We start from the raw sequence: 12,064 nt of genomic DNA, 5'->3' as shown, positions 1-12,064 counted from the left end.
ATTCGTGTATCGTCTTCCTCACGTCCGATCGCAGATGATCGACGAACCTTTGCCCCGAAAGGATCCCCCGTGACAGAGCTGTCATCGGCCGCCAGCGCGGCCGCCGTCGGTACCACCGGCTTCAAAGTCCCCGGCACCACGCCGCTGAAGACGCCCCGCGGATACACCCCCGGACTCGCCGCCGTGAACTTCGGCGTCTACCTGGCGCTTCTCACCCCGGTCATGGTGTCGATGGCGTTCAAGATCCAGCGCCTCGACCCGGTGAACACCGAGGGAAGCCTCGGACTCGTGATGGGTGTCGGTGCCGCGTTCGCGCTCATCGCGAACCCCCTGGTCGGGCGTCTCTCCGACCGCACGACCTCGAAGTGGGGCATGCGTCGCCCCTGGATCCTCGGCGGCGCGATCGTCGGCCTCGGCGGATTCGCGATCATCGGAGCCGCGACCTCGGTGCTCGTCGTGCTGCTGGCCTGGTGCCTCGTGCAGGCGTCGATGAACGCGGTGCTCGCCGCAGCCAACGCCACACTGCCCGATCAGGTGCCGGTCTCGAGTCGCGGCAAGGTCTCGGGCATCGTCGGCATCACGACGCCGATCGGCATCCTCGCCGGCAGTTTCATCGTGAACTTCCTGCCCGGTGACTTCGAGCGGTTCTTCGTCCCGGGTGCGATCGCCCTGATCCTCGTGGTCGTCTTCGTGCTCACCCTGAAGGACCGTCGACTCACCGAGAAGCCGGCCACACGCTTCACGGTCGGCACGTTCTTCGGCTCGTTCGTGTTCAACCCCCGCAAGCACCCGGACTTCGGATGGACCTGGCTGACCAAGTTCTTCGTCATGTTCGGCTATGCGGGCATCGCCACCTTCCTTCCGCTGTACCTCGTCAACAAGTTCGAGCTCGACGAGCAGGGGGCGGTCGGCACGATCCTCATCGCGAACCTCGCATCGATGGCCGCCATGGCCATCTCCGCTCCGCTCGGAGGGTTCCTGTCGGACAAGATCGGCAAGCGTCGACCGTTCGTCGCGATCGCGGGAGTGATCATGGTCGTCGGTCTCGTGATCCTGGCGCTCGCGCCCTCGATCCCGGTCGTCATCGTCGCGCAGGCCATCATCGGGCTGGGTGCCGGCTCGTTCCTGTCGGTCGACCTCGCCCTGGCCACCGAGGTGCTGCCGAACCCCGACGATGTCGCGAAGGACCTCGGCGTGCTGAACATCGCCAACGCGCTTCCGCAGTCGATCGCTCCCGCCATCGCGCCGAGCATCATCGCGCTCGGCGCAGCGACCCCGCTCGGCGGCTACACCACCTGGTACCTGTTCGGGGCGCTCGTCGCTCTCGCGGGCGCCGTTCTCGTCTACCGCATCAAGGGAGTCAAGTGACCATGACGAACACAGAGGTGATCACCGCAAGACCGTGGCTCGATACGAGACTGACGATCGATGAGCGGGTGCAGCTGCTCATCGATGAGATGACCGTCGCGGAGAAGGCCGGGCTGTTCTTCCACACGATGATCGCGATCGGCGACCTCGACGAGGCGAATCCGATCTTCGGCACGCCCAGCGCGCGCGAGTTCGTCGAGGGCAAGAACATGACGCACTTCAATCTGCTCGGCGCCGCGCCCACCGGGCGCGAGATCGCGGCATGGCAGAACGAGCTGCAGCGGCTCGCCGCCTCGACCCGTCTCGGCATCCCTGTCACGCTGTCGACCGACCCGCGGCACTCGTTCAGCGAGAACCCCGGCGCGTCGATCCTCGCCGGGCCGTTCTCGCAGTGGCCAGAGACGCTCGGTCTCGCCGCTACCCGCGACCCTGAGCTGGTCCAACGGTTCGCTGATATCGCCCGGCAGGAATATACGGCAGTCGGACTGCGCGTGGCGCTCCATCCGCAGGTCGATCTCGCCACCGAACCGCGGTGGGCGCGGCAGACCGCGACCTTCGGGGAGGACCCCGAGCTGACGGGCATTCTCGGAGCGGCATATATCCGTGGCTTCCAAGGGGAGTCCTTCGGCCCTGGGTCCGTATCGACCATGACCAAGCACTTCCCCGGCGGCGGTCCGCAGCTCGATGGTGAGGATCCGCACTTCCCTTACGGCCGCGAGCAGGTCTACCCGGGCGGCGAGTTCGAGCTGCACCTCAAGCCCTTCGAAGACGCCCTCGCCGCGGGCACCCGACAGATGATGCCGTACTACGGCATGCCTGTCGGCACCGAGTACGAGGAGGTCGGGTTCGGCTTCAACAGGTCGGTCATCACAGGACTTCTGCGCGAGCGGTTCGGGTTCGACGGCCTCGTCTGCACCGACTGGGGGCTGATCAACGATGCCGAGATCTTCGGGCAGCCGTTCCCCGCCCGCGCATGGGGTGTCGAAGACCTGACGCCGCGCGAGCGCATGCTCAAAGTGCTGGATGCCGGCGTCGACCAGTTCGGCGGCGAGGACTGCCCCGAGCTGCTGCTGGAACTCATCGCCGAGGGCTCCGTCTCGGAAGACAGGCTCGACGTCTCGGCCCGACGGATCCTGCGCGAGAAGTTCGAGCTCGGGCTCTTCGAGGCCCCGTTCGTCGACGAGGACGCGGCTGACGAGATCGTCGGACGCGCCGAGTTCCGTGCAGCGGGAGAGGCAGCCCAACGAGCCTCCGTCACGGTCCTGACGAACGACGGGGCGCTGCCGTTCACCACCGGGCTCACGCTCTACGTCGAAGGGATCGACGCCGAGGTCGCCGCGGCCTACGGCGTGGTCGTCGCGACGCCGGCCGAGGCCGACCTCGCGGTCATCCGTCTGCAGGCCCCGTTCGAGCAGCGCGACACCACGTTCGAGAACTTCTTCCACGCGGGCTCGCTCGAGTTCTCCGACGAGGTGCTCGACCACGTGCGTGCGATCGCACAAGCCGTTCCGACCGTGGTCGACGTTCTCGCGGATCGCCCCCCGATCCTCGAGCCCGTCACGGATGTCGCAGCTGCCGTCACGGTCAATTGGGGCGTCTCCGGGGCCGCGCTGCTCGATGTGCTGAGCGGCGTCGCGAGTGCGCAGGGCAGGCTGCCGTTCGACCTGCCGCGGTCGATGGCGGCGGTCGTCGCGTCCCGCCCGGACGTGCCCTTCGACACGGCGGATCCGCTCTTCCGATTCGGCCACGGGCTCACGCTCTAGCCATCGCCCGACCCTCCGAGACCGCCCCGCAGGCATCGACCTGTGGGGCGGTCTTCGTCGTGTGAGGAGTCCTGCGGCGGCGTGCTGCGGAGGTGGCCTTTCGTCCGCAGAAACGTGATCCCGGGAATCAACCTGCCGACCGGTTGCGGCGAGACGCGTCGGCGGTGGCCGCGCAGGCGGCGGCCCAGGCCGACGCGTCAGATGACGTGAACGCGGATGCGTCGACGGCGGCGGAGTCGAACTCCGCGGCCTCTTCTGAGTCGGCGGCGACGACGGACTCGTCGACCGACGCCTCGTCTGAGGCTGCGGCGAACACGAACGCGGCGGCTTCGGCATCCGCTTCGGCGAACGCCGACGCCTCGACCGATGCGACCGCTGAAGCATCCGCACAGGCTGCGGCCTTCGCGGATGCCACTGCAGAGGGGTCGGCTGCGGCTGACCCGGCTGCCGAGGCTGCGGCGGAATCGGCGGCGACGGCGACGTCGTCGACGGCCGCGACGGCCGACGCGACATCTGAGGCGAACGCCGGAGCGGCGATCGCGGCTCAGGCCGCGGCGCTGGCCGACGCGACGACGGACACCGCGGCCGAGGCCTCGGCGACGTCCGATGCCTCGACAAGCGCAGCATCGAACGCGAGTGCGGCGGCTGTCGCCAGCGCGTCGACCGATGCCTCCTCTGACGCGGTGGCCACGGCTGACGCATCGGCGGCGGCGGATCCGACGGCTGAGGCCGAGACCAACGCTTCGGCATCTGCTGCGGCGTCGGCTCAGGCTGATGACGACAGCAACGCCTCGGCGCAGGCGGCAGCGGTTGCTGCGGCACTGGCTGACGCGACGAGTTCCGCTTCGGCGGCGGCTGACGTGACGGCTGATGCAGCGGCTTCGGCGGCGGCCACGGACGACGCATCCACGGATGCTTCGACCACTGCCACCGCGGACGCGAACGCGTCGGCGGCTTCGGCGGCGGCTGCTCAGGCGGCGGCGCAGAACGACGCGACCTCGACGAGTGCGGCTGACGCCTCGGCTTCGGCCGATGCCGACCCGAACGCGTCGGCGGCTGCGGCGGCCAACGCCTCGTCGTCGGCCACGGCGTCTGCATCGGCTGCAGCTGATGTCTCGGCCACGGCTGACGCGTCGGCGGCGGCGGATCCGACGGCTGAAGCCTCGGCATCCGCTGATGCTGATGCTGATGCAGACCCGACCGGCAAGATCGCCATCACGATCAAGAACCCGGTTCTGGAGCGCGGCGAGAAGCAGACGGCGGTCGGCACCGGGTTCAAGCCCGGCGAGTCCGTCACCGGAGTGATGACCTCCGAGCCGATCGCACTGGGGACCAAGGTCGCCGATGCGCAGGGCACGGTCACCTTCACCTGGACCATCCCGTCGAGCACCGACCTCGGAACCCACGCGGTGACCCTGACCGGAGCGACCTCCGGCAGCGTCTCGGCCTCGTTCCAGGTCGTGGCCTCGGGCCTCGCCACCACCGGTGGTGAGATCCAGGGCGGGTGGATCGCGCTGGCGGCTCTGCTGCTGATGCTCGGGCTCGGAATGACGAGGATCGCGCGTTCCAGACGGCCGCACGTCCAGACGGAGTAACGCAGTGCAGGAACGCTGAGAGGTCGGGGCCGTCGCAGCGGCGGCCCCGACCTTCAGCGGTGAGAAGGATGTGGATGAGCACGATGACTGAGACCTCACCGGAAGTGCAGGATGCGGCGACTGCCGTGACCGCCCCGCGACCGCGCCCGACCTGGTGGGTGAAGCTCATCGCGTTCGCCGCCTGTCTGCTCACCCTGTGGCACGTGGGTGCGTCGTTCCTCTGGATAGCGCCGTACTCGGCACTGCGGGAGATCCCCACACAGGAGGTCCTCGCCGGATACATGCTGCCCATGTTCGGTCAGTCGTGGAGCGTCTTCGCTCCCGAGCCGATCAACGGCGACTACCACTTCAACGTCCGCGCCGTCATAGAGAAGGACGGCCAGGAGATCGAGACCGGATGGGTGAGCGCCACCGACGTCGAGCTCTCGATGATCCGCTACAACCTGTTCCCGCCTCGCGCCGGCATCCAGTCGAGTGAGGTCGCGAGCGGACAGATGAACGCGTTCAACAAGCTGAACGATGATCAGAAGGCCGTCGTGGGTCTCGACTTCGCCGAAGAGGACTGGGAGGAGTGGATGGCCCGCTCGTTCGACGAGCTCGAGGGCGAGAACCCGTCGACCGAGGCGTATATGGCCGAGGAGCATCTCTCCACCGCCTACGCCACTCAGGTGGCCTATGCGATCTGGGGCGCTGATGCGGTCATCAAGGTGCAGTACAGAGTGAGCCGCCAGAACGTCGTCCCCTATGCCGACCGCAATGATCCGAGCGCACAGCGCCCCGATCCCACGTTCTCGACGACCGGGTGGCGACTGCCTGTAGAAGAGGAAGGGCAGAGTCGCGAGAACTTCGCCGACACCTTCCGCGCCCAGTTCGAGAGGATCCAGCCGTGAGCGCGCCGATCAGGACCGCGCCCAAGGGAGACGCGAAGAAGAGGAAGGATGCCGGGCCTCAGGCCGTCCGCTCGTCGGTGACGGCGCCCGCCCCTGCATCCGCGCCCGCTGCTCCCGCTCCGTCGGTCTCGCCACCCCTTTCGCCGTCACCGACATCGCAGCCGACGTCGCAGCCGACATCGCAGCCGCCTCGATCGTTGGTGACGCGTCTGCTGAGCTTCGCCTCGTCGATGATCGGCGGTCTGTGGGCGATGGTCCTCTCGGCGATCGACCGGATCTCGGCGTTCGTGGGCGACTGGCTCTTCAACGGCAAGAAGGCCCTCTACGGCCTGGCGGTCACCCGCATCCTCTTCGGCATCACGGCCATCGGCCTGCTCGCGTCGAACTTCAGCACTCGTCTCTATACGTTCGGCTCCGGGTCGGCGTGGAACGGCGAGCTCGCCGAACCCGTCAGCGAGTTCCCGAAGATCTGGATCTTCAGCGCGTTCCACGCGGCGATGGGCAACGACGTCCTCTATACCGCTCTCTATCTGCTGCTCGGTGTGCTGGCTGTGCTGTTCGTGCTGGGCTGGCGCTTCAGGATCGTCCTTCCCGTGTTCTTCTGCCTGTGGGTGGGGTTCATCGAGGCCAACGACATGGTGGGTGACCAGGGCGACAACATGTTCCGCATCGCGCTGCTGCTGTTGTTCTTCGCCGACCCCGCCGCGCGCTGGTCGCTCGACGCCAAGCGTCGCGCGAAGAAGGGAGAGTGGTTCGCCCCGGCAAGCCAGCCGGCTCTTCTGGGCACTGTCTTCCACAATCTGGCCCTCGTGGCGCTCACCGCCCAGGTGTGCTTCGTCTACGCCTCGGGTGCTCTGTACAAAGCCGGCGGTGCGCCGTGGGAGGAGGGCTACGCGGTCTACAACCCGCTGCAGACCGCTCGCTTCGGCACGTGGCCGGTGCTGAGCGACCTCGTCACGACGTGGGGGCCGATGGTCGTCGCCGCGACTTGGGGGTCGATCATCCTGCAGGTGGCGTTCCCGCTGATGCTGCTCACGCGGCCGACGCGCCTCATCGGTCTGATCGGCATACTCTCTTTCCACATCGGCATCGGCGTGCTGATGGGACTGCCCTGGTTCTCGCTGACGATGATCGCGATCGACTCGATCTTCATCCGCGATCGGACCTGGGCGCGTCTGAGCTCGGGCACGAGAAGGCGTTGGGAGCAGGCCCAGACCGCGCCACCCACCCCCGCACGCGCCGAGGTCTGACGGCAGTCGCAGCGGACCGGACTGTCGTCTGACGACAATCCGCCAGGGAGATGCGCCCGCACCTCGTTAGAGGATGCGTACAGAGCACTTCGCTCATGGTTGTGGCAGACCTACCATGAGAGCATCCCTACTTCCCTCTGAGAGGAACGCTCATGGTCGACGCCGCCGTCCGTCCGAAGACGACTCGCCCCCACACCGACAACGCGGACGCGAACCTGCAGTTCGACGTCGCCCGGGTCACCGACCTGCTGATGGGCACCTGGGCCGACACCCGCCGCGAGGCGCGCGAGATGATCAAGGACTCGGCGTTCTGGCGCAAGGACGAGCTGGGCAAGGACGAGCACCGCGAGCGCGTGCTCAGCCAGCTGCACCTGCTGGTCGACAACAAGGCCGTGCACCGTGCGTTCCCGACGTCGCTCGGCGGCTCGGACGACAACGGCGGGAACATCGCCGGCTTCGAGGAGCTCGTCGTCGCCGATCCCAGCCTGCAGATCAAGTCGGGTGTGCAGTGGGGTCTGTTCGGCTCAGCGATCCTGCAGCTCGGCACGACGGAGCACCACGAGAAGTGGCTGCCCGGCGTCATGGACCTCTCGATCCCCGGCGCCTTCGCGATGACCGAGATCGGGCACGGCTCCGACGTGGCCGCGGTCGGCACGACCGCGACGTACGACCCGAGCACCGAGGAGTTCGTGATCAACACGCCGTTCCGCGGCGCGACCAAGGAGTACCTCGGCAACGCCGCTCTGCACGGAGTCGCTGCGACCGTGTTCGCCCAGCTGATCACGAACGGCGTCAATCACGGCGTGCACTGCTTCTATGTGCCGCTTCGTGGCGATGACGGCGTCGACCTGCCAGGCATCGGCCGCGAGGACGACGGCCTCAAGGGCGGGCTGAACGGCATCGACAACGGCCGTCTGAGCTTCGACCACGTGCGCGTTCCCCGCACGAACCTGCTCAACAAGTACGGCGACGTCGCGGTCGACGGCACCTACTCGAGCGCGATCGACAGCCCCGGCCGTCGCTTCTTCACCATGCTCGGCACGCTCGTGCAGGGGCGCGTCTCGCTCGACGGCGCAGCCTGCTGGGCCTCCGCCCTGGGTCTGAAGATCGCGATCACGTATGCCACGCAGCGCCGCCAGTTCGATGGGGCGGACGGGCAGGAGGTCGTGCTCCTCGACTACGGCAAGCACCAGCGACGCCTGTTCCCGCGGCTCGCGACGACCTATGCGCAGATCTTCGCGCACGACGAGTTCCTGCAGAAGTTCGACGGTGTGTTCTCGGGTCGCATCGACACACCCGAAGACCGCGAGGATCTCGAGACCCTCGCGGCGGCGCTCAAGTCGCTCTCGACCTGGCACGCGCTCGACACGCTGCAGGAGGCGCGCGAGGCCTGTGGCGGCGCTGGCTTCATGTTCGAGAACCGCCTCGTCGGGCTCCGGGCCGACCTCGACATCTACGTCACATTCGAGGGTGACAACAACGTGCTGCTCCAGCTCGTCGGCAAGCGTCTGCTGACCGACTACGCGAAGCAGTTCACAGGCAAGGATGCCGCGGCTCTGGCCAAGTTCGCCGTCGGGATGACCGCAGGCAAGCTGTTCCACGGCGCCGGCCTGCGTCAGTTCGGGCAGTCGGTCGCCGACTTTGGTCAGGTCGCCCGTTCGGTCGAGAACGGCCTGCGCGAGGAGCAGCAGCATCTGCTGCTCGCCGAGCGCGTGCAGCAGATGATCGCCGACATCGCCGGCCGACTGCGCCCAGCGGGCAAGGACAAGGTGCTCGGCGCCAAGTTGTTCAACGAGAACCAGGCCGAGCTGATCGAGGCGGCCCGCGCACACGGCGAGCTGCTGCAGTGGGAGGCGTTCACCGACGCCGTGCACCGGGTCGAAGACGCCGACACGAAGAAGGTGCTCACCTGGCTGCGCGACCTGTTCGGCCTGCAGCTCATCGAGAAGCACCTCGCATGGCACCTCATCAACGGCCGCCTCTCGACGCAGCGCGCCGCCGCGGTCTCGCGGTACATCGACCGCCTGTGCGCCCGGCTCCGCCCGTATGCCCTCGACCTGGTCGACGCGTTCGGATACGAGCCCGAGCACGTCCGCGCGCCGATCGCCTCGGGTGCTGAGCGAGAGCGCCAGGACGAAGCCCGCGCGTACTACGCCGCGCTCGCAGCATCCGGCGATGCGCCTGTGCTGGAGAAGACGCTGAAGAAGAACGCCAAGCGCTGACTCGGCATTCGCGGAACACAGAGAACCGGCCGGAATCGGGGGATTCCGGCCGGTTCTCTGTGTCTGAGCCGCCGCCGCAGTGGCTTGTGCCCGGATCGCTGCGCCTCGGCGGCTTGTGCCCGGATCGCTGTGCCGGGTGGCCTGTGCTGTCGAGGCGTCCTATCCGAGCGACCGCCGTGCGGCGGCTCCGTGAGTCACGAGCCGGGCTGGGGCGGGAACGGCGCAGCGGGAGGTTGCTGGCCCGGGGCCGGCGGATACTGCTGCTGCGTCGGCGCTGGTGAGTACTGTGCGGGCGGGTATTGCGCTGGTGGGTACTGCGCGGCAGGGTACGGTGCCGGCGGGTACTGCGCCGGCACCGGGCTATCGGTAGCCGGGGCTCCGGTCGCTCCTGTCGATCGCGCATGAGCGCCGACGCGCAGCAGCACCGCTGTGAAGGTCAGATAGATGAGTCCGGCTGCAGCTCCTCCGCCGTAGAGAAGGAGGCTCGGCACGACGGTGTTCATCCCTCGCGGCAGCTCGAAGAGCGCAGACATCACCGCATCGCGGGCCACGACGAGCAGGATGCTGCCGACGACGAGCACGAGGGCGGGAAGGACGAGGGCGAACCGCGACCAGCGGGTCACGGTGATGCCGGCGATCACGAGCAGCGTGCCGACGACGATCGCCAGGGCGGGCGCGGGGCGCACGTCGAACTCGAACCGCTGCAGGGCGAACAGCGTTCCCTCGGCGATTCCCCACGTGATCGCCCAGGCGCCTCCGGCGAGCAGCAGCAGGGTGGCGATGAGTCCGATCACGCCCAGTGCGGCGCCCTTCGGTCGAGGATCGCGGCGCACGAGGGTGAGCACCAGTCCCATCGCCCCGAGCGCGGCGAGCACCACGAGAGGGAGGCCGTACACGAAGCCCTCGACCCACTCCCGGGGCGCGATGCCATAGAGCCATGGCAGGGTCACGGGGAAGACGGCGACGATCAGCGGCACAATGCTGACGACGCCGATGACGATCAGGCCGGCTGAACTCCAGACGCCGGTGAGGACGACGAGGATGAGCAGGGCGAGGCCGAGGATCTGCAGCAGCAGAGGACCGATCAGCGACGCGAGATCGCCGTCGCTGGCGTACGCGAAGAACGTGAGGATCATGGTCTGTCCGCCGACAGACAGCAGGATCAGAGCGATGGGCGTGAGCACCAGAGCGATCACGCTGGTGATCAGGCGGGCGGTCAAGGTCGAGCGGTGCATGGGACTTCCCCTCCGGAGTCGTAGCACCAACGTATCGATCGCACAGGGATGGCGCACAGGGTTGGCGCACAGTGCGGCGCGGGTAGTGTCGATCTGGCCCACCCGAACCGACCCGAGGAGTCCGAGATGACCCGTGTTAACGCCTACGCCGCACCCAGCGAAGCCGCACCGCTCGAGAAGACCGTCATCGAGCGTCGCGAACTCGGCCCGAACGACATCCTGATCGACATCGCATTCGCCGGAATCTGCCACTCCGACATCCACACCGTGCGCGGTGACTGGGGCCCGCAGAGCTATCCGCTCGCGCCGGGCCACGAGATCGCCGGCACCGTCGCCGCCGTCGGGGCCGACGTCACGAAGCACTCCGTCGGCGACCGCGTCGGGGTCGGATGTCTCGTGAACTCATGCGGAGAATGCCGCAACTGCCAGCGTGGAGACGAGCAGTTCTGCTCCAACGGCGCTGTCTTCACCTATGGCAGCACCGACCGTGACGGCACCGTCACGCAGGGCGGATACTCCGAGCAGGTCGTCGTGACCGAGTCGTTCGCCGTCCGCATCCCCGATGCGCTCGCGCTCGACGTCGCCGCACCCTTGCTCTGCGCCGGCATCACCACGTACTCACCGCTGCGCCACTGGAACGTCGGCCCTGGCACGCGGGTGGCAGTCGTCGGACTCGGCGGACTCGGCCACATGGGCGTGCAGATCGCCCATGCGCTCGGCGCCGAGGTGACCGTGCTCTCGCAGACCCTCAACAAGAAGGATGACGGCCTGCGACTCGGTGCCGACCACTACTACGCGACGAGCGACCCCGAGACGTTCCGCTCACTGCGCGGATCCTTCGACGTGATCCTGAACACCGTCAGCGCCGTCGTCGACCTGCGCTCCTACCTCGGCCTGCTCGATGTGGGTGGGTCGATGGTCTGCGTCGGAGCCCCCGCAGAACCGCTCTCGGTCAACGTCTCGTCGTTGATCGGCGGACGTCGGTCGCTCGCCGGATCGAACATCGGCGGCATCCAGGAGACCCAGGAGATGCTCGACTTCTGCGCCGAGCACGGCATCGCCTCCGAGATCGAGGTCATCTCGGCCGCGCAGATCAACGAGGCCTACGACCGGGTGCTCGCCTCTGATGTGCGGTACCGCTTCGTGATCGACGCCAAGACCTTCGCGGACTGACGTTCGAAGGGGAACCCCCGGGGTGTTCACACTCCGGGGGTTCTTTATGTTCTTCGGCTCGTTCTCGCGGTGCTCTCGTTCTCCGAGATCTACGTCACTGGCCAACGTCCGTTCCTGCTCCTCGCCTGCTCCCTCGCTCCTTTCTTGTCACCCGCGCGCTCGCTCTCTTCTTCTCATCTGCTGGCTCTCGCGCTCGCTCTTTTTCTTCTCATCTGCTCCCTCGCTCCTTTCTTTCACCCTCTCCCGCTCTCCTCTTCTCGCCGCTTCTCTTCTCGTCTCTCGTCTTCTTCTCTCGTCTTCTCTCCTTCTTGTCTGGGCTTCTCTCCTTCTTCTCTCGTCTTCTTCTCTGGACTTCTTCTCTCGTCTTCTCTCCTTCTTGTCTGGGCTTCTTTTCTCGTCCCCTTCTCTCTCGTCTTCCTTCCGGCTCTCGTCGTCACATTTCACGCGGTCTTCTTGCGCCGTCGGTGCGACGAGTCCGCGCTGTATCGGGAGATTGGAATATGGCGTTGAACAGGGGTAAATAGGGGTGGTTTCGGGTCTCGAATGTCGGCGGCCCTCGGTTGACTAG

The 12,064-nt window shown here is 67.3% G+C and carries 9 protein-coding genes; 7 read left to right on the top strand and 2 right to left on the bottom strand.

Annotated features, from left to right (window positions below):
* Positions 1-69 precede the first annotated feature (69 nt).
* The 6 genes from RQG82_RS19955 (at position 70) to RQG82_RS19930 (ending at position 9,088) form a co-directional block, all read left to right on the top strand.
* Positions 70-1,368: an MFS transporter gene (locus RQG82_RS19955; RefSeq protein WP_311260528.1), complete on the top strand. Its 1,299-nt coding sequence runs from the start codon at positions 70-72 to the stop codon at positions 1,366-1,368.
* A 2-nt stretch (positions 1,369-1,370) separates the two neighbouring features.
* A complete protein-coding gene (locus tag RQG82_RS19950) occupies positions 1,371-3,131 on the top strand; it encodes a glycoside hydrolase family 3 N-terminal domain-containing protein (RefSeq protein WP_311260527.1) in 1,761 nt (586 codons plus the stop codon).
* A 164-nt stretch (positions 3,132-3,295) separates the two neighbouring features.
* Entirely contained in the window at positions 3,296-4,726 is a 1,431-nt protein-coding gene (locus RQG82_RS19945; RefSeq protein WP_311260526.1) for a hypothetical protein, read from the top strand.
* A gap of 74 nt (positions 4,727-4,800) precedes the next feature.
* Positions 4,801-5,616, top strand: a complete 816-nt coding sequence (locus RQG82_RS19940; RefSeq protein ID WP_311260525.1) for a DUF5819 family protein — start codon at positions 4,801-4,803, stop codon at positions 5,614-5,616.
* A complete protein-coding gene (locus tag RQG82_RS19935; protein ID WP_311260524.1) occupies positions 5,613-6,866 on the top strand; it encodes an HTTM domain-containing protein in 1,254 nt (417 codons plus the stop codon). Before RQG82_RS19940 ends, RQG82_RS19935 begins: the two co-directional genes overlap by 4 nt.
* Before the next feature lie 152 nt (positions 6,867-7,018).
* The gene (locus RQG82_RS19930; protein WP_311260523.1) at positions 7,019-9,088 is read left to right on the top strand and encodes an acyl-CoA dehydrogenase; all 2,070 of its coding nucleotides are present in this window, start codon (positions 7,019-7,021) and stop codon (positions 9,086-9,088) included.
* A gap of 194 nt (positions 9,089-9,282) precedes the next feature.
* Here RQG82_RS19930 and RQG82_RS19925 read toward each other — a convergent pair whose 3' ends face one another.
* Entirely contained in the window at positions 9,283-10,323 is a 1,041-nt protein-coding gene (locus tag RQG82_RS19925; RefSeq protein WP_311260522.1) for a hypothetical protein, read from the bottom strand.
* Between the two features lie 126 nt (positions 10,324-10,449).
* Here RQG82_RS19925 and RQG82_RS19920 point away from each other — a divergent pair, with 126 nt between their 5' ends.
* Positions 10,450-11,496, top strand: coding sequence for an NAD(P)-dependent alcohol dehydrogenase (locus RQG82_RS19920; RefSeq protein WP_311260521.1), 1,047 nt, complete (start codon positions 10,450-10,452; stop codon positions 11,494-11,496).
* A 147-nt stretch (positions 11,497-11,643) separates the two neighbouring features.
* Here the strand turns inward: RQG82_RS19920 and RQG82_RS19915 are convergent, their stop codons facing one another.
* The gene (locus tag RQG82_RS19915) at positions 11,644-11,940 is read right to left on the bottom strand and encodes a hypothetical protein (protein ID WP_311260520.1); all 297 of its coding nucleotides are present in this window, start codon (positions 11,938-11,940) and stop codon (positions 11,644-11,646) included.
* Positions 11,941-12,064 lie beyond the last annotated feature (124 nt).

The organism is Microbacterium sp. WCS2018Hpa-9, from assembly GCF_031843745.1.
GTDB lineage: Bacteria > Actinomycetota > Actinomycetes > Actinomycetales > Microbacteriaceae > Microbacterium.
The sequence above is the reverse complement of the archived record's forward strand: the minus strand, read 5'-3'. Positions and strand labels throughout refer to the sequence as shown.